General features: G+C 67.6%; 16 protein-coding genes. 6 read left to right on the plus strand and 10 right to left on the minus strand.

The genetic code is table 11. The features are described 5' to 3' along the window. Positions 1–11 precede the first annotated feature (11 nt). The 3 genes from AB4850_RS05005 to AB4850_RS05015 form a co-directional block, all read right to left on the minus strand. Positions 12–1,940 carry a TRAP transporter large permease subunit gene (locus AB4850_RS05005; protein ID WP_414441495.1) on the minus strand — a complete coding sequence of 643 codons (1,929 nt, stop codon included), beginning with the start codon at positions 1,938–1,940 and terminating at the stop codon, positions 12–14. Positions 1,941–1,944: 4 nt separating this feature from the next. Then, positions 1,945–2,976 carry a TRAP transporter substrate-binding protein gene (locus AB4850_RS05010; protein WP_414441496.1) on the minus strand — a complete coding sequence of 344 codons (1,032 nt, stop codon included), beginning with the start codon at positions 2,974–2,976 and terminating at the stop codon, positions 1,945–1,947. Between the two features lie 176 nt (positions 2,977–3,152). Further along, a complete protein-coding gene (locus tag AB4850_RS05015; protein WP_414441497.1) occupies positions 3,153–4,058 on the minus strand; it encodes a LysR family transcriptional regulator in 906 nt (301 codons plus the stop codon). Between the two features lie 128 nt (positions 4,059–4,186). Between AB4850_RS05015 and AB4850_RS05020 the strand changes: the two genes are divergently transcribed. From AB4850_RS05020 to AB4850_RS05030, 3 genes are all read left to right on the plus strand, one after another. After that, entirely contained in the window at positions 4,187–5,050 is an 864-nt protein-coding gene (locus AB4850_RS05020) for an amidohydrolase family protein (protein ID WP_414441498.1), read from the plus strand. A gap of 159 nt (positions 5,051–5,209) precedes the next feature. After that, positions 5,210–6,511: a dicarboxylate/amino acid:cation symporter gene (locus tag AB4850_RS05025; RefSeq protein WP_414441499.1), complete on the plus strand. Its 1,302-nt coding sequence runs from the start codon at positions 5,210–5,212 to the stop codon at positions 6,509–6,511. A gap of 143 nt (positions 6,512–6,654) precedes the next feature. Beyond that, on the plus strand, positions 6,655–7,752 hold the full coding sequence (locus tag AB4850_RS05030; RefSeq protein ID WP_414441500.1) for a porin: 1,098 nt from the start codon (positions 6,655–6,657) through the stop codon (positions 7,750–7,752). Positions 7,753–7,886: 134 nt separating this feature from the next. Here the strand turns inward: AB4850_RS05030 and AB4850_RS05035 are convergent, their stop codons facing one another. Continuing rightward, positions 7,887–9,029, minus strand: coding sequence for a helix-turn-helix transcriptional regulator (locus tag AB4850_RS05035; protein WP_414441501.1), 1,143 nt, complete (start codon positions 9,027–9,029; stop codon positions 7,887–7,889). A 262-nt stretch (positions 9,030–9,291) separates the two neighbouring features. On the opposite strand from AB4850_RS05035, the gene AB4850_RS05040 reads away from it, so the two are divergent. Continuing rightward, positions 9,292–10,596, plus strand: a complete 1,305-nt coding sequence (locus AB4850_RS05040; RefSeq protein ID WP_414441502.1) for a hypothetical protein — start codon at positions 9,292–9,294, stop codon at positions 10,594–10,596. A gap of 87 nt (positions 10,597–10,683) precedes the next feature. Here AB4850_RS05040 and AB4850_RS05045 read toward each other — a convergent pair whose 3' ends face one another. After that, entirely contained in the window at positions 10,684–11,292 is a 609-nt protein-coding gene (locus tag AB4850_RS05045) for a fumarate hydratase C-terminal domain-containing protein (RefSeq protein WP_414441503.1), read from the minus strand. Next, the gene (locus AB4850_RS05050) at positions 11,289–12,167 is read right to left on the minus strand and encodes a fumarate hydratase (RefSeq protein ID WP_414441504.1); all 879 of its coding nucleotides are present in this window, start codon (positions 12,165–12,167) and stop codon (positions 11,289–11,291) included. The genes AB4850_RS05045 and AB4850_RS05050 overlap by 4 nt, the downstream gene beginning before the upstream one ends. A 154-nt stretch (positions 12,168–12,321) precedes the next feature. Here AB4850_RS05050 and AB4850_RS05055 point away from each other — a divergent pair, with 154 nt between their 5' ends. Continuing rightward, entirely contained in the window at positions 12,322–13,320 is a 999-nt protein-coding gene (locus AB4850_RS05055) for a ketopantoate reductase family protein (protein WP_414441505.1), read from the plus strand. 39 nt (positions 13,321–13,359) lie between these two features. Here AB4850_RS05055 and AB4850_RS05060 read toward each other — a convergent pair whose 3' ends face one another. The 4 genes from AB4850_RS05060 to AB4850_RS05075 all read right to left on the minus strand — a co-directional run bounded on the left by AB4850_RS05060 (position 13,360) and on the right by AB4850_RS05075 (position 17,067). Beyond that, positions 13,360–14,175: a hypothetical protein gene (locus AB4850_RS05060; RefSeq protein WP_414441506.1), complete on the minus strand. Its 816-nt coding sequence runs from the start codon at positions 14,173–14,175 to the stop codon at positions 13,360–13,362. A gap of 24 nt (positions 14,176–14,199) precedes the next feature. Then, entirely contained in the window at positions 14,200–14,826 is a 627-nt protein-coding gene (locus tag AB4850_RS05065) for a flavin reductase family protein (RefSeq protein WP_414441507.1), read from the minus strand. A gap of 29 nt (positions 14,827–14,855) precedes the next feature. After that, a complete protein-coding gene (locus AB4850_RS05070) occupies positions 14,856–15,818 on the minus strand; it encodes an amidohydrolase family protein (RefSeq protein ID WP_414441508.1) in 963 nt (320 codons plus the stop codon). A gap of 67 nt (positions 15,819–15,885) precedes the next feature. After that, entirely contained in the window at positions 15,886–17,067 is a 1,182-nt protein-coding gene (locus AB4850_RS05075; RefSeq protein WP_414441509.1) for a porin, read from the minus strand. A 322-nt stretch (positions 17,068–17,389) separates the two neighbouring features. Here AB4850_RS05075 and AB4850_RS05080 point away from each other — a divergent pair, with 322 nt between their 5' ends. Further along, entirely contained in the window at positions 17,390–18,709 is a 1,320-nt protein-coding gene (locus AB4850_RS05080) for an MFS transporter (protein ID WP_414441510.1), read from the plus strand. The last annotated feature ends 27 nt before the right edge of the window (positions 18,710–18,736 follow it).

Here is an 18,736-nt window from a genome sequence, read left to right on the forward strand (position 1 = left end):
GTGAAATCCGGTTACAGGCCGAGCCGGGTCGGCAACCACAGGGAAAACGACGGCACCAGAATCAGTACCACGAGAGCCGCGCACAGTACCAGCAGATATTTGAGCATCGGCCGCGCCACCGCCTTGACGTCGGTGCCGGTGATCGCGCAGGTGGCGAACAGCCCCAGCCCGATCGGCGGCGCGAACAGGCCCAGGCCCATCGCCACCACGATCACGGTGCCGAAGTGCAGCGGGTTGATGCCCAACTGCATCGCGATCGGCGTGAGCAGCGGGCCGAAGATGATCAGCGCGGGCGCGCCTTCGAGCACCGCGCCGAACACGATCATCAGCAGCACCGACAGCAGGATGAACATGGTCGGGCCGTACTGATGCGCGAACGCGATCATCGAATCGGACACCAGCGCGGGAATCTGCTCGATGGTCAGCGCGAACGACACGCTCGACGCGGCCGCGACGATGAACAGGATGCTGCTCGCCATCGACGCCGAGCGCACGAACACGCGGGCGATCGAGCGCGGCGTCAGTTCGCGGAACGCCAGCCAGCCCACCAGCAGCGCATACACCACGGCGAACGCGGACACCTCGGTGGAGGTGGCGACGCCCGAGGTCACGCCCTTGCCGATCATCGCGATCATGATCAGCGCGACCAGCGCGCCGCCCAGCAGCGGCAGCCAGGTGCGCGGGTTCGGCAGCGCGGCGGCCAGGTCGATGCGGCGGCCCGCGATCACGGCCACGGCGGCCAGCGCCACCGCCAGCACCACCGCCGGCACCACGCCCGCCAGGAACAGCCCGGCGATCGAGATGTTGGCGACGAAGCCCATGATGATCATGTTCACGCACGGCGGGATCGTCTCGGCCATCACGGCGCTGGCGGCGAGCAGCGCGGCGGCCTCGTTCGGATCCTCGCGGCTCTGGCGCACGGCCGGCATCACCACGCCGCCCACCGCCGCGATGTCGGCCAGCTTCGAGCCGGACACGCCCGAGAAGAACGCGGTCGCGATGATGGTGATCAGGCCGAGCCCGCCGCGCACGCGGCCGAACAGGCGCAGCAGCAGCTCGATCAGCCGCGATGACATGCCGTTGCTTTCCATCAGCAGGCCGGCCAGCACGAAGAACGGGATCGCCAGCAGCACGAAGTGATCGGTGCCGGCCACCACCTGCTGCGCGTAGACCAGCATCGGCAGCGACGGCTCGGCGAGGAAGTAGAGCAGCGCGCTGAACGCGAGCACGAAGCCGATCGGCACGCCGAGCAGCAGCCCGCCGAAGAAGCCGATCGCCAGCAGTACGCCGGGCCGCAGCGCGTGCGCGGGTACCAGCGCGTTCCAGGCCAGCACGGCGGCCACGCCCAGCACGCAGCCGGCCAGCGCCTGCAGCACCGCGCGGCGCGGGCCGTTCAGCGCGTTGACGAAGCCGAACAGCGCCATGAACGCGCTGCCCGCCACCAGCGGATAGACGTTGATCCAGGCGGGCAGGCCGCTCGGCGTCATCTGCCCGAACGAATCGAGCAGCAGCAGGTACGACGACACGCACAGGTTGGCCGCCACGCCCGCGATCACCCAGTGGCCGGCCTGCACCAGCACCGGCTGCCAGCGCGCGGGCAGCATGCCGCGAAACAGGTCGACGCCGACGTGCTGGCTGCGCGCCAGCACCGTGGCCGCGCCGCAGAACACCAGCACGATCATCAGCGCCCCGGCCACTTCCTCGGCCCAGTCCACCGGATCGTGCAGGAAATAGCGGTACACGACCGAGATGAACACCACGGCCACGTCGGCCGCCAGCACCGCCGCGCAGAAGTATTCGATCGCGTGCAGCAGGCGGCTCAGGCCGCGCGCGAGCCGCGTCGAGGGCGGAGCGTTGGCGGCATCGGCAGCGGTGGCTGCATCGGCGGCGACGCCGGCAGCCGTGGCCGCCGCCGTGGAATCGGTGGACAGGGCGCGCATGAACTCAGCTCCGCGCGGCCGCGATGGCCGGGAACAGCGGCGCGGTGGCCGGATACTGCTTCGCGAAGCTGGCGTAGAGCTTGGCCTGCATCTCGCCGCGCACGGTGGCGCGATCGGCCGCCGACATCGGCGAGAACTGCATGCCGCGCTGCTTGAGCGCGTCGGCGGCGCGCGCGGCCGTCTGGATCGCGGCCTGGCGCTGCTGCAGCGTGGCATTGCGGGCCGCGGCCTGGAACGCGGGCAGCAGGTCGGCCGGCAGCTTGGCCAGCGAGCGGCGGCCCATCACGGCCACGATCGGGCTGAACACGTGCTGGGTTTCCCAGCACGACTTGACCACCTCGTCGAACTTGCTGGCCAGCACCGTCGCGCAGTCGTGCTCGAAGCCGTCCACCACGCCGGTTTGCGCGGCCATGTACAGCTCGCCGACGGGAATCGGCGTGGGCACCGCGCCCATCAGCTTGAAGGTTTCCATGAACGCCGGCGTGGGCAGCACGCGCAGCTTGAGGCCCTTGATGTCGGCCAGCGTGTGCACCGGCTTCTTGGTGAACACGTTGCGCCCGCCGAACGAATAGCCCCAGCCCACCACCGAGCAGCCGGCGCGCTGTTGCAGCAGCGTGTCGAACGAGGCGCCCACCGAGCGGTCCATCGCGCGGCCGACGTGGTCGAAGCCGTCGAACAGGTAGCCCAGGTCGAGCATGCCCAGCTCGGGCAGCACCGTCGCCCAGATCGACGAGCCGGACACCATCATGTCCACCGCGCCCACCTTGACCTGCTGCACCACGTCGCTTTCCTTGCCGAGCTGGTTGTTCGGGAAGAAATCGATGCGGATGCGATCGCCCACGCTCGCCTTCAGGTTGGCCGCCAGGTGCTGATACCAGACGTAGTGCGCGGCGTTGTCGTTGGCCGGCATCGACGACGACACGCGCAGCGCGATCGGCGCCTGCGCGCGCACGATGGCCGGCAGGCCGATGCCGGCCGCGGCCAGCGAGGCCGCCGAGGCGGTTTGAAGAAAGCGTCTGCGGGAATTCGACTGCATGGTGGTGTCTCCTGGGTGCCGCGCGCTGCGCGAGCCGGTTATTGGGTCGGCGCGACGGCCACGCGGCGACTGTATCGATTTAGTGTATCGATACAGTAAACGTCGAAACGCCTGCACGGCATTGGTGTTTTCCCGCGTTTGGGGCGGTTCGGAGACGGAGCAGGGCGGCGGCGCGTTCAGCGCCCGCGCGCGGCCCCATAGAGCGGCAGCACCTGCGCCTCCAGCATCGCGATCGCCTGCCGCGCCAGTTGCGGCAACGGATGGCGGCGGCTGGTGGCGATCGCGAGGCGGCTGTACAGCGTCGGCTCGGTGATCCGTGTCAGGCGGAAATGGCCGGGCGGCAGGTCGGCCGGAATCGCGTTCAGCGACAGCACCGCGTGGCCGATCCCCTCGTTGACCAGATCGAGGATCGAGGCCACGCCGTCCACTTCCAGCTCGATGTTCAGGCGGATGCCCTGTTCGGCGGCGGCGGCCTCCACCATGTGGCGGATCGCGTGCATGCGGCCCGGGATCACCAGCGGGTAGCGCACGATCTCGCGCAGCGTGATCGATTCGACCGGCGCGGCGTGGCCCGGCCCGACCAGGAACAGCTCCTCGGTGTGGATCGTGCGCTTGTCGATCGAGGGCGTGTCGAACGTGTCGTACAGCACGGCCACGTCGATGCGGCCCATCATCAGCCATTCGGTCAGGTAGGTGGACAGCCCCTGCGCGACCGACAGCGTGGCACCCGGAAACGTGCCGCGGAAGTGCCGCACCAGTTCGAGCGTGCCGACCCGCGCGAAGCTCGGCGTGATGCCGATGCCGAAATGGCCGCCGAGCGTGCCGCGCAGTTCGTCGAGATCCTGCGAGGCGCGCTGCACCTGCTGCAACAGCCCCTTGGCATGCGCCAGCATGCGCTGGCCGGCCGGCGTCAGCGTCACGCCGCGCCCGTTGCGCTCCAGCAGCGTGTGGCGCAGTTCCACCTCCAGTTGCCGCACCAGGCGGCTCAGGGCGGGTTGGTTGGTGTTCAGCGTGTTGGCGGCGCGCGTGAAGCTGCCGAGTTCCGCCACGTGGACAAATGCGTCGAGCTGCCGGAGATCCATGATCGAGATATGTGGAATGTGTATAACAGCTAGTTTGGTATGGCGATTGTAGCGAGGCAGCGGAGCCACCACAATGCACACCATTCCCGAACGACGGCCGCCGCGAGCGGCCAGCCACGAGACAGCCGATGAAATCCTGCCTGCCCCCCGATCCCCATCCGGTCCGCCCCGCGCACGTGCTGCCCGCCGGCGCCTGGGATGCCCATTGCCACGTGTTCGGCCCGGCCGCCGTGTTCCCGTACGCGCCGGACCGCAGCTACACGCCGCCCGACGCGCCGTTCGAGCGCCTGGTCGAACTGCACGACTTCCTGGGCCTGGCGCGCGGCGTGATCGTGCAGGCAAGCTGCCACGGCACGAACAACGCCGCGATGCTCGACGCGATCGCCCGCAGCGAAGGCCGCTACATGGGCGTGGCGATCGTGGACGGCAGCGTGACCGACAACGAACTGGCCGACCTCGACGCGGCCGGCGTGCGCGGCGTGCGCTTCAACTTCGTCGCGCACCTGGGCGGCGCGCCCGATCTGGACGTGTTCGACCGCGTGCTGGAGCGCATCCAGCATCTGGGTTGGCACGTCGTGCTGCACCTCGACGCGCAGGACATCGTCGCCTATGCCGATCGCATCGCGCGTATCCAGGTGCCGTTCGTGATCGACCACATGGGCCGCGTGCGCGCCGAGGCCGGCGTCGATCAGCAGCCGTTCGCGCAACTGCTCGAACTGATGCGCAACCCGCTCGCGTGGGTCAAGGTGTGCGGCGGCGAGCGCGTGTCGGCCGGCACGCGGCCGTTCGACGATGCGATTCCGTTCGCGCAGGCGCTGATCGAGGCCGCGCCCGACCGCGTGTTGTGGGGCACCGACTGGCCGCATCCGAACATCACGCGCGACATGCCGAACGACGGCGGCCTGGTGGACCTGATGTTCCGCTTCTGTCCCGATCCGGAACTGCGCCGCAAGCTGTTGGTCGATAATCCGCTCCGGCTGTACGGCCGGTAAGCCGCACGATTCACCCGTACGACCCCGTTTCAAGGAGATCCGCCGCGTCAGACGGCGGACGAGGCAAGGCCGGCGGCGCACGCGCGCCGCCGACGCATCCATGAAGGAGACAGGTATGACCCGCATCGACAAGCCGACGTCCCGCACGGGAGTGGCGTCATGAGCGAGAGCGTCACCATGACCGCCGCCACCCGCAGCCCTCGCAAGCCGTTCTATCGCGCGCTGTATTTCCAGGTGTTCGTGGCCATCGCGCTGGGCGTGCTGCTCGGCCATTTCGCGCCGTCGCTCGCCGTGCAGATGAAGCCGCTCGGCGACGCGTTCATCAAGCTGATCAAGATGGTGATCGGCCCGATCATCTTCTGCACCGTGGTGACCGGCATCGCCGGCATGGGCGACATGAAGAAGGTCGGCCGGGTGGGCGGCAAGGCGATGCTGTATTTCGAGGTGGTGTCCACGCTGTCGCTGGTGGTGGGCCTGATCGGCGGCCATCTGCTCAAGCCCGGCGCCGGCTTCGACCTGAACCCGGCCACGCTCGACACCAAGGCGCTGGCCGGCTACACCACCGCCGCGCATCACCAGAACACCGTCGATTTCCTGATGCACATCATTCCGGATTCGGTGATGGGCGCGTTCGTGACGGGCAACGTGCTGCAGGTGCTGCTGGTGTCGGTGCTGTTCGGCGCGGCGCTCGCCGCGCTCGGCGAACGCGGCCGCGGGCTCACGCAACTGATCGACCAGGTGGCGCATTCGTTCTTCGGCATCGTCCACATCATCATGAAGGTGGCGGCGCTCGGCGCGTTCGGCTCGATGGCGTTCACCATCGGCACCTACGGGATCGGCGCGGTGCTGCCGCTGCTGAAGCTGATCGGCGCGTTCTACCTGACGCTCGCGGTGTTCATCGTGGTGGTGCTCGGGCTGATCTCGCGCGCGCTCGGCTTCAGCATCTTCCGCTTCATGGGCTATATCCGCGAAGAGATCCTGATCGTGCTGGGCACCAGTTCGTCGGAGGCGGCGCTGCCGCAGATGCTGGAGAAGCTCGAACGGCTCGGCTGCTCGAAATCGGTGGTGGGCCTGGTGATTCCGGCCGGCTATTCGTTCAACCTCGACGGCACCAACATCTACCTGACGATGGCCGTGCTGTTCATCGCGCAGGCCTTCAATGTGGAACTGAGCCTGATCCAGCAGATCACGCTGATCGGCGTGGCGATGCTGACCTCGAAGGGCGCGAGCGGCGTGGCCGGCGCGGCGTTCGTGATGTTGACCTCCACGCTGCTGGTGTTCCCGCTGATTCCCGTGTCGGGCATGGTGCTGATCCTCGGCATCCACCGCTTCATGGGCACCGGCCTGGCGATCGTCAACACCATCGGCAACGGCGTCGCCACGCTGGCCGTGTCGGCCTGGGAGCGCGAGCTCGATCGCGACAAGCTCAACGCCGAGATGGCCCGCCGCCGATCGCCCTGATCGGCCGGTTCCTTCGATGTCCTGATGCATTGGCCCGGGCGCGACGCCCGGGCATCCCCTGAACGGCATGACCCGTCCGCCCGCGCTTGGCGCAGGTGGCGGCGCAACTCGCTTCATAAAAAATCATATTGGAGACTTTCGTCATGAACGCACCCCTGGCTGCGGCTGCCCGCCGCGCGCGCCACGCCCGCCCGCACCCGGCATGGTTCGGAATCCTGATTGCTGGCCTGAGCAGCGCGGCGCACGCAGAGGACTACAGCGCAGCGAAGGCCGCCGCGCTCGATACCGCCTCGGGCTCGGTGCAGATGTACGGCCTGATCGGCATGTACGTGGACACCTCGAAACTGAGCACCTCGAAGGCCAGCACCGCGCAGGTCGGCGGCGGCGGCATGACCACCTCGTTCTGGGGGATTCGCGGCCGCGAGGAACTGGGCGGCGGCAATGCGGCGATCTTCTCGCTGGAGAGCTTCTTCCGGCCGAACACCGGGCAGATGGGGCGCAACACCACCGACGGCCTGTTCTCGCGCAACGCCTACGTGGGGCTGAGTTCGGCGCGCTTCGGCACCGTCAGGATCGGCGAGCAGACCAACCCCACCTACATCAACCAGCAACTGGTGAACCCGTTCGGCTCGTCGGTGGTGTTCTCGCCGCTGATCGTGCAGTCGTACACCACGACCTACGACAACACGGAAATCGGCGACACCGTGTGGGACAACGCGGTGGAATACGTCTCGCCGAACCTGGGCGGGCTGACCGCCACGGCGATCTACGGCGTGAGCAGCACCACCGGCCACCAGGGCAAGGACAACTTCGGCTTGCATCTGACCTATGCGAAGGGGCCGCTGACGGCCGTGTTCACGGCGCAGCGCGTGCGCACGGCGGTGGTGGCGCCGAGTTCGGATCAGTACCTGTACCTGGCCGGCGCGGCCTACGACACGAAATACGTGAAGCTGTACGCCGCCGCGCAAACCACCAGCAACGTCAGCGCGCAAACCGGTTCGCACACCTATGAACTGGGCGCGACGGTGCGGCTCACGCCCACCAACCTGATCCTCGCCGAATGGGCGCGCACCGCGCACAGCAAGCCGCTCGACCAGAGCGACGTGCGCAACACGGCGAGCCTGGCCTACGAATACGTGCTGTCGCGGCGCACCTTCGTGTATGCCGTGTATTCCTACGACAAACTCAGCGGCAACCCCACCGGCAACACGCTCGGCGTGGGCATGCAGCACACGTTCTGAAGTGGAGGGGGCGGCCGATCCGGCCTTCCAGGCTGCCGCTCGGTTCGACGGGCCGAAAAACAGCGTCAACGCGCTTTCTTTTGCGCTTCGCATGACGCGCGGTCATGCGAACGAGGCGGCGGCTCAGGCGGCGCTCAGGCGTCCTCGAAGGCCGGCAGCGACGACACCGCGCGCACGAAATCCTGCTGCCGGCGGTGGCCGCTTTTCGACAGCACGGCGCGCAATTGATTGCGGGCCGTAGTGACGGTGATCGCCGCCGATGCCGCGAATTCGTCGAGCGACATTCCGCGCGCCAGCGCATGCGCGAGCCGCGCCTCGGCGGGCGTCAGCCCGAACAATTGCGCCAGTTGGCCCTCGCTGGCGGCGGCCTCGCGCTCGGCGTGCCGCACCGTGATCATCAGGTCGGCGCGCAGCGGCGCGAGCAGCGGCCGCGCGGCGAGCGGGTGCGGGGTGCGGCCGGCGTGGGGCATCGGCAGCACGCTCAGGTGCCAGACGTCCCGGCCGGTGCGCGCCGTGAGGCTGACGGGGTGATGGGCCAGGCGCACGCGGGCGATCGCGTCGCCGAGCGCCGGGCTCCACGCGCCGGTCGATTCGAGCCGGCGCCCGGCCGTCTCGACCTGACGCTGCCTGCCGAGCCAGGCTTCCGCGCCGCGATTGCAGAACACGATGCCGTTGTGCGAATCGATTGCGATCACACCTTGCCCGAGCGCGTCGAGCGCGGCCTCGCCCGAAGCGATGCCGGCCCGCAACGAGGCGTTGCGCATCATCAGGCGGATGGTCTGGCGCAGGTGCGGCATCAGGCGTCCGACCGCCTGCCGTTGCATCGGTGAAAACGACGGCTGCCCCACCGCGTGATTGAAGACCAGATAAACATCGAGCCCGCCTTCGCGATAAACACAACTGCCGAGCACATAACGGACGCCGAATGGAATCAGTAAATCCTGATAAAACTCGTTGCGCGAGACGAAGCGCGCGTCGAAATAATCTTCGCAGCTAAATACCTCACCCACTTGCCGCGCTTGCGCGAGCAGGCGGCGCGGATCGATATGGCCGTAGTAATTCGCATAAGCGTCGCCGGCCGGCAGGAATTCGGGCCGCGTCATGATGCTGATCGGCGCCGCGCCGGTCACGCGATCCCAGCCCACCATATGGGCCACGCTGCTGCCGATCCAGTTGTCGAACGCCGTGAGCGCGCCCAGCAAGGCATCCGGCTCCAGCACCGCGTCGTAAAACCCGGCCAGCAGCCCTTCGAGCGCTTCCGGTTTACCCGTTTTCACTTCCCGTAATGCCATCGATCCCCCGACCCCGGCCCGCATCCTGGCGTGCGTGGCGATTTCTCTGCTTTGTCATGACGCATTTTGATCATGCGTCTCGATTTGCGACTCCGCAGAATGCCACAACGTCGATGCCATGCGAAATAAATCAAAGTCGGCGAAAACGATTCCGCAATGTTTACGTATTGAAAGCGATGCGATTCAAAGCGGGCAATAGGAACGGCGAGTGAGCGCCACGGTTTTTAATCTGGAACGATAGACCAATATGAAAAAGACTTGGATTTGCCTCGGGGTGTGCGCAGTGCTGACGGCCTGCGGGGGCGGGGGCGACGACAATTCGGGGGCGACTGCCAATTCGGGCGGCACGTCGGGCGTGACCTCGGGCTCCACGGGCGGCTCGACGGGCGGCACCGCCGCCACCGCGCAGCCGCTGGCCGCGCAGCAGACCTACATCGGCTCGGTCAGCTTCGGCGACACGATCTCGGTGCAGATCGACGCGCCCGCCAAGGGCCAGGTGACGACCACCTTCGTCAGCTCGCAGTTCGGCCTGTCGGGCAAGCTGGTGGGCAGCTACACCGTGACCAACGGCAACTACGTGGTGAGCGGGTTCCAGGCGAGCGGCACCGTGCCGGCCACGCTGTCGGCCGGCGCGAGCGCGGTGGGCATGCAGTTCACGGTGAGCGCCGACGCGGCCAATCACGGGGTGTTGAGCGGCCAGCTCAGCAACGTGCCGAACGTGTCGGCGGGCAGCGGCCTGCTGGCCGGCCAGGTGAGCGCCTCGAACAACGGCGTGACCACCGTGGCGGGCCTGGCCGGCACCTACAGCTTCATCAAGCTGTCGGGCGATTATTCGTCGAACGGCGTGCCGGTCGGCACCCAGGACGTGAATTCCGGCCAGATGCGCATCAATGCCGACGGCTCGCTGCGCGTCTGCCTGGGCGCGCCGTATTCGAACACCTGCATGGACGACGAGAATCCGAACGTGGCCGATACCGGCACCGTCAGCGTCGATCCGGACCAGACCACCTACCCGGGCGCGTTCGACATGAGCGTCAACGGCCTGCCGCTCGGCCGGATGTTCGTCAGCACCAGCGGCGGCAACAACACCATCCTGCTCGACCAGGCCAACGTCAACAGCAGCGGCACCGTGCGCACCGGCTCGTGGGTGCTGCAAACCACCGCCGCGCTGACGAGCGGCAGCTACGACGGCCGCTGGGTGTGCTCGGAGCCGAACACCAACGACAACGATCAGTTGCTCGGCAATATCATCGCGTCGACGGTCACGATCTCGGGCACCACGCTCACGCCGTCGGGCACCAGCGCCAGCCCGATGACGCTGAACCTGAACAGCACGTTCAACGCCGCCGCCTCGACCACCACGCCGACCTATGCCGCCGGCGTGAACGGCCTGATGGCCGGCTTGCTGCCGAACGTGTCGAACGGCAAGCAGGTGCAGAGCACGATGGTGTTCCTGCCGGTGTCGTCCACCAATATCTACTACACCGACGAACCGAACGGCGACGGCTTCTTCGTGCAGGGGTTGTGCACGAAGCAGCCGAATCCGGCGTAAGCGCCGCTGTTGCAAGCCGGACGTCGTGCCGCGAACGCCGTTGCGTCGCGGCACGATGCGGCGCAAGACAACCGGTTCGACGGCTGCTCAACGATGGCCGAGTTTCCCGACGATGTCGGGCATGCGCGCCACGGCCTGCTCGTGCAATTGCGCGTAGAGGCTGTTGCCGCGCGCGTCGATTGCCACCGTCGCCGGCCCCAGTTGCTCGACGTCGAGCGTGAGCAGGCGGAACTGCGAGATGTATTCGGTCCAGTGCATCGCCACCACGCGGCGCAGCGCACGCGACAGCAGGTTCAGCCCGCCGCCCGGAAACGACAGGTAGGCGCAGCCGCATTCGCGCAGCGCCGCGGCGCTGGCGTCGTCGAGGCCGCCCTTGCCGCCCACCAGCCGCACGCCGAGGCCGCGAATCAGCGTCGGCATCCACGCGTTGTAGCGCGTGCTGGTGCTCGGATTCAGGTAGAGCGCTTCAGGGCCGTCGGCCGTTTCGTTCACGTAGGTGCTCAGATGAAAGAACGCGCCGCCGTGCAGATCGACCGGCAACGGCGTGCCATTGTCGATCGATTCGGCGAGCCGCTTGTGCGTCGGCAAGCCGATGCTCACGGTGATCTCGCCCGACAGCCGCACCATGTCGCCGAGCTGGAGATCGAGCACCTGTTCGGCGCGCAGCGGCAGTGTCAGATCGTGCATGCGGCTCATTGCCCGCCCTCCAGGAATTCCACGCGGCCGTCGCCGTGAATGCGCGCGGCCGTGCGGCGGTTGATCCAGCAGTTGAAGCAGACCGCGATCGGCACGAAGCCGTGGCTCGCCGCGTAGTCGATATGCACGGCCATCGCGCTGGTGTCGCCGCCGGTGCCCATCGGCCCGAATCCCATCGCATTGACCGCATCGAGCAGGCGTTGCTCCATCTTCGCGAGGGCCGGCTCCGGGTTGGTCTGCCCGAACGGCCGCAGCATCTGCTCCTTCGCGAGACGCGCGGCGTAATCGAACGTGCCGCCGATGCCCACCCCGATCACCAGCGGCAGGCACGGCTGCGAACCGGCGCGCAACATCGTGTCGAGCACGAAGCGCTCGATCTGATCGTGCGTCGGGTAGACGAACGCCTCGATCGCCTCCCAGCGTCCCGTGCCCATCGCCTTCGGCGAGCACACGATGTCGACGTAATCGGCGTCGTCGATCAGGTCGAAGCTGACGATCGGCATGTCCTTGCCCGCGTAGCCGCGTTCGTGCGTCAGCGGGTTGGTGACCATCTTGAGGATCGGCGGCGAGATCGACGCCGCCAGGTCGGCAAAGCCGTCGCGGATCGCCGCGCGCACCGGCCCGTCGAATTGCACGCGCGTGCCGACCTTGACGCTGTAGGTGGGAATGCCGACGTCGCTGCACACTAGCGAATCGTCGCGGCGCGCGCCATCGGCGCTTTCGACGAGAATCTTCAGCGTCGCGCGGCCGGTGGGGTGGGTTTCCCGCTCGGACGCCTGTTGCAGGAACGCCCGCGTATCGGCGGGAATCGCCTTGAGCGAGCGCTCGTAGAGTTGCGCGGTGACGCGCCGGACTGTCGCACTGTCAATCGACATCGTCGGTATTCCTCATAAGTGATGCAGTCATGCGGAACGCTCGCGCCATCGGCAGCGGCGGATTCCGCCTGGAGAAAAGCTTGCAGAAAGCGAACATGCGGCCAAAGGCCTGCGGCGACAATGCGCGAACGCCAACCCACCTGAAACGCTTGCCATGAACGTCCATTCCCACACCGCGCGCCGCATCGCCATCGTCGGCGCAGGCGCGATCGGGGGCCATCTCGCAGCCCGCCTCGCGCTCGCCGGCCATCGCGTGTCGGTGCTCGCACGCGGCCGAACGCTCGACGCGATCGCCTCGCGCGGCCTGCGCTACACCTGCCCCGGCGAGTCCGAACGCAGCGTCGCGGTGAGCGCATGCGCGCACGCCGCCGAGCTTGGCGCGCAGGAACTCGTCGTGATCGCGCTCAAGGCGCACGCGTTGCCCGCGCTCGCCGCGTCGCTCGCACCGCTGATCGGTGCGAATACTGTCGTGCTGCCGGTCGGCAACGGCCTGCCGTGGTGGTACTGCCTCGCGCCCGGCCATCCGCTGCATGGGTTGCGGCTGGCGAGCGTCGATCCGCAGGGCGGCATCGAAGCGGCGCTGCCGTTCGCCCAGGTGCTCGGCGGCAGCGTCATGGCGTCGTGCAGCGCGCCCGCGCCCGGCGTCGTGCACCATCACAGCGGCGGCCGCATCACGCTCGGCGAGCCGTGCGGCGGTGTCAGCGCTCGCGCCGCCGAGTGGGCCGAAGTCTTCACCGAGGCCGGCCTGCCCACCACCGCGAGCGACGACATCCGGCGCGATCTGTGGATCAAGCTGCTCGGCAACGCATGCTCGAATCCGCTGAGCGTGCTCACCCAGGCGAGCACCGACCGCCTGCTCGACGACGCGCACACGCTGCACGTCTACGAACAGGTGATGAACGAGTGCCTCGCCATCGGCAAGGCGGCGGGGCTGGCCCTCGATATCGACGTTGCGCAGCGCATCGCGCAAACGCGCGCGCTCGGCGCGGTCAAGACCTCGATGCTGCAGGACCTCGAAGCCGGCCGCGCGCTCGAACTCGACGCGATACTCGGCGCGCCGCTCGAATGCGCGGCGCGGCTCGGCATCGACGCGCCGCTGATGCACGCCGTGCTGGCGCTCACCCGTCTGCGCGCGACGCCCGCCGATGCTTGATGCACGCACGCCGTGGCTTGTCATGATTCGTTTTGCGAATCAATCGCGAACGTAGTCGCCCGCGTTCGCGACCCAGCCCTTGCCGATGAAGTCGTGGCGCGGCGGCGAGAACACGTCGATCAGCAGATGGCGGCCGTCGCCCACGCCTTCCGTGGTGTGAATCAGTTGCACCGGCACGGTGATCATCGAAGCGGGCCCGGCCGAAACATGCTCGTCGTCGCGCCACGCGTTCGCGTCGGGGCCCCATTGCACCCGCAGGTGATGGATGAAATGCCCTTCGATGGCGAGCGACCCCTGTTCGAAATCCGTGTGACTGTGCGGGCTCAGTTTCGAGCGGTCGCGCGCGTCCTGGTACTCGACCCAGTTGATGCTGAGCGTGTCGGTTTGCAGCATCTTGAGCCGAGGCTTGTCGGCGGGCGGCGTGATGCGGTCGATTTCGATCACCTGCAATTCGCCCGCGCCGTGCGTGCGCCGATACCCGGCTTCGCTGGCGGCGATGCGCGCATCGGGCACCGCGTAATCGGCCGCATTGCACGCGGCATCGGCCGCCAGGTCCGGCCGCGACGACGCGAGCAGCACCGCGCGGCCGCCGTTCGCGGGCCGCACGCTGACCGCGCCCGCCGGCACCACGCAGATGCTGCGTCCCGGCACGGCCTGCACCGGGCCGCCGCCGACGCTGACTTCCGCGCCGTCCTCGGGAAGCAGCAGCATCATTTCGCGCGGGCTGTTCGCGTCGAACGTCGCGCCGTCACCTTGCAGCCATTGCACGAAGAAGTTCTGGCCGCGCGCCACAGCACCCGGCGCGAGATCGTAGACGGCGGTGCTGCGCACGCCGGCATCCGTGGAGAGAGTCATGTTGGAATCCTTATTGATCGAATATCAAGCGTTGCGCGGGCTCGGGCGGCCCAGTTCGTCGAGTTTGCCGACCGTCGCGTAGCGATTGCCGTCGAGGCGCGTCAGCGGTTCGGCGAGCACGGTGTCGAAGCGGCCGTCCGCGCCCACGAAGCGCTCGTCCAGATGCACACCCACGATGCGCCCGAACACCACCCGGCTGAAGGTCTCGCCGGGGCCGGTCGGCTCGATGTCGAGAATCCGCAGCAGCCGGCACTCCATGCTGGCCGGCGAGGCGGCCACGCGCGGCGGCTTCACCATCACGCTCGGCGCTTTTTCCAGGCCCGCCAGCTCGAACTCGTCGGTGCCGTAAGGCGCGTCGATCGAACTCATGTTCATCGGTTCGCGCAACGCCCATGACACGAGATTCGTCACGAACTCGCCGGTCTCGCGAATGTTCGTGACGGTGTCCTTTTCGTGCCGGTCGGCCGGTGCGTTGCACGAAAACATCACGACGGGCGGCGCCGTCGAGACGAGATTGAAGTGCGAGAACGGCGCGAGATTGACTTGCCCCTGGCCGTTGATCGTACTGATCCAGCCGATCGGGCGCGGCGCGACGATGGCGTTGAACAGCGTGCGTTTGAAGCCGGGCGTGTTCGCCGGATCGATAAACATTGATGTCTCCTTGTCCTTTCCGGCACGCATCACGCGCGCGCGCCGCCCTTCACGAACACGGTCTTGCCGGTTTCGTACAACACCGCATGGCGTTCCGCTTCGGTGAGCAGCGCCGTCGCGTCGAGCATGCGTTGCACCATGTCCCGATAGGTGCCCGACGAGGTGCCGATATCGGAGCCCCACATGATCTTGTGTGCGCCGAACATGTCGACCGCGCTGCGCAGCGCCTGATCGGCGGGCGTGCCGGTTTCCCGATAGATGTCGAGATTGATCGAGGTGAACTTGAAGTAGAGGTTCGGCTCGGCGGCGAGCGGCACGAAGCGTTCGTCGAAACCGAAGTTCTCGTCCTCGGCTTCCGGTTCGAGCATGTGGTCGAGCACCACGCGCAAATTCGGGAAGCGCCGCGCCAGCGCGATGAGGGTCGGCACCGACGGGCCGCCGCCGCCCGCGGCAAGCACTTCGATATCCATGACGATCCCGCGTTCGTTCGCGGCGGCCCAGGTTTCCAGCGCGCGCGGCGATTCCAGCCACGGCATCGTGCCATCCGGCTCGCGTCCGCCGAACAGGCGCACGCCGGCCAGGCCGTGCCGGTCGACGTAGCGGCGCACCAGCGCGGGCGTGCTTTCGTCCTCGGCATCGAGAATCACGACGGCGGAAAAAAGCTCCGGGTGCGCATCCGACGAATCGAGGATGTAGCTGTTGTCGAAACGGTAGACCATGCGCTTCTGCACCGCGACGGCTTCGACCACGCCCGCCTCGCGCATCCACGGCAACATGCGCGAGACGTCGGGCACTTCGTTGATCGGGTTCGCGCCGTGATGGCCCCCCGGCAGGCCGATCACGCCCGGCAGGCGCGGCGGCGCATTGGGCGAGCGTTTCATCGGATTGCGCGGGTAGCGCGCAAGATCGTCCGCCACGAGGTGCGCGTGCGAATCGAACAGCTTCACGGTCTGGCCGGGCTGGCCGGGCGTTGAGGGTTGCGTGGAACGCATGTCGTCTCCATTCAAATGCAGGGTGTTTCGTCACGCCCGGCCTGGCCGGGCTCTCAAACAGGAACCGCTAGAACATGTGGCGGATGCCGACCGTGAAGCCGGTTTGCGCGTCGCTGGCCGAGGCCGTGGTGCCGAACATGGCGGCCACGGCGCGGTGCCCGGTCGAATCGAAGCCGCCGGCTTTTTCATGCAGCAGCACGGCATAGAGGTCGGTCTGCTTAGACAGCGAATAGTCTGCGCCGAGATTCCATTGCTGATAGCTCGCACCGCTTTGCCCGTTGAACGAACTGGCGCGGGTATACGCGTAAGCCACGCCGAGCAGCAGCGCCGGTGTCAGCCGGTACTTCAGGTTCGCCTCGCCGGTGTTGAACGTCACGCTCTTGCCGGCTTCGCCCGCGGGCAGGGCGGCACCCGCCACGGTTGTCGCGCCGAGGCCCGCGAACCGGGTGTTCGTGTAGATCGCGCCGAGCGTGAACCGGCCGATGTCGTACGACGTGCCCGCGCCGAGCACCTGCTGCGAGCGCGCCGTGGCATAGCCGCTGAAGATCGGGCTCGTAAAGTTGTTCCCGGTCGCGCTGCTGGTGGCGTTGTTGCCGAACAGCGCGTAATTCGGATTCTTCACATACATCCAGGCGGCCGCCATCTTGAACGGCCCCTGCGCATAGTCGGCGCCGGCCGACATGATCTCGTTGCGCGTCGCGGCGCCCGCGACGCCGCCCAGGCTGTACGTCGCGCCGACCTGCAGGCCGCGATAGCGCGGGCTGACGTACTTGATCGCGTTGTTCGCGCGCTCGGTGCCGTCCACATCGTCGAGCCCGGCCGGGTGATAGCCCCAGCCCGCGCCGCGCGCCGCCCAGTCGGTGCCCGCTTCGAACGGGCCGAGATAGCTCGACAGCGTCAGATACTGGCGGCCCAGCGTGATCGTGCCGAAAGGCGTGCCAAGCCCGACGTAAGCCTGGCGGCCGAACAACAGGCCGGCCTGCAGCGCGCCGGTGGTGGTCGTGAAGCCGTTTTCCAGCGTGAAGACCGCGCGGTAGCCGCCGCCGAGATCCTCGCTGCCGGTCACGCCGAAGCGCGACGCGCTCTCGTTGCCGCCCGCAATGGCGGATTGCGATTTGCCGCCCGCGTTGCTGAGATAGCGATAGCCGGCATCCACGATGCCGTACAGCGTCACGCTGCTCTGGGCGAACGCGCTGCATGCGACGCCGTACGCGGCGGCGCCCACCAACCACGTCATCGATTTCTTCATGATGTCTCCTCCTGTTATGCCGCCCCGTTCACGACGGGCGGTGCGGTAAGCGAGCCGGTGCGCGGTTTGCGGTTTGATGCACGGCCGGTTTTACGCGACGAATATTTTCATGCGCGCCGCGGCGAGCCAAGCGCGTTTCGACAACATTTCGCAGGGCGAAATGTCAGGGCCCGAAAGCCTGGCTCGCCGTTGCCGTGGTGCAGCAGGATTTCGCGGTGCGGAATCGGGGGATTTCACGCTGGTGGCCGAAATGGGCGGCGCGTAGTATTGCCCGCCGTGGGGAGAGCGCGCTGCGCAAACAGAACGCCCCGTTGGAGGAGACATGACTATTTCGCAGGCCGAGACGGCCAAACCCGTGGCCGAGTACGACGAGCGCCTGATCCGGCGAGTCTGGTGGCGGATCATGCCGCTGATCATGGTGACTTATCTGGTGTCGGTCGTCGACAAGATGAACGTCAGCTTCGCGAAGCTGCAGATGGTGCACCAGATCGGCCTGACCGAGACCGCCTACGGCCTCGCGTCGTCGCTGTTCTTTATCGGCTATCTGATCTTCGAAATTCCGAGCGCGCTCGGCGTGCATCGTTTCGGTGCGCCGAAATGGATCTTCCGCATCATGCTGAGCTGGGGGATCGCCACGGTGCTGCTGGCCTATACGAGCTCGGGCTCGATGTTCGCGGCGCTGCGCTTTCTGGTGGGCGCGGCGGAAGCGGGGCTGTATCCGGGCGTGGTCTATTACCTGACCGTGTGGCTGCCGCGCCGTTACCAGGTGCGCGCCGTCGCGCTGCTCACGCTCGGCAGCGCGCTCGGCAACATGCTCGGCTCCGCGTTCGGCGGCCTGCTGCTGTCGCTCGACGGCACGTTCGATCACGCGGGCTGGCAGTGGGTGTTCATCGTGACGGGCGTATTCGCCCTCGTGCTCGCGCCGATCGTGCTGCTGTGCCTGCCGCGCAGCATCGAGACCGCACGCTTTCTCGAACCCGCCGATCGCAGCCGCCTGGCGAGGATGGTGCGCGACGAAGCGCCCTCCACGAACCATGAAGGCACGGTCCTGAGCGTGCTGGGCGATCGCATCGTGATGGTGTTCGCGCTCGGCTACACGCTGCTGCTGACCTCGCTCTATGGCGTCATCTACTGGCTTCCGACCGTGATTCGCGGCTTCGGCGTGTCCAGCTCGCTCAACGGCCTGCTGACGATGCTGCCGTGGGCGCTGACCTCGGTGCTGTTGCTGACCGTGCCGCGCCGGCTCAAGCGCGACAGCCAGGTGCGCCGGGCCGCCACCACGATCGGCGTGATCGGTTGCGTGGCGTTCTTCGTCAGCATGCTGGTGGACGATCCGGTGTATCGCTATATCGCGCTCGTGCTCGGCACGCCTTGCACCTCGCTGCTGCTGCCGTGCTTCTGGTCGCTGCCGTCGAAATACTTCAGCGGGCGGCGTGCCGCCACCAGCCTCGCCGCCATCAGCAGCATCGGGAATTTCGGCGGCTTCCTCGCGCAGAACGCGATGCCCTGGATCGGCAAGACGCTCGGCCACGCCGGCTACGCGATGCTGCTGCCCGCGCTGTGCCTGCTGCTGCTCGGCGTCACCGCCTACGCGATGGAACGCGCGAGCCGGCGTGGCGCCGTCGCGCCGGCCCTGCGCTGATCGCGCGTTCGCCGCAACGTCGCGCTT

The organism is Burkholderia sp. 22PA0106, from assembly GCF_047497155.1.
In the GTDB taxonomy this organism is placed as follows: domain Bacteria; phylum Pseudomonadota; class Gammaproteobacteria; order Burkholderiales; family Burkholderiaceae; genus Burkholderia.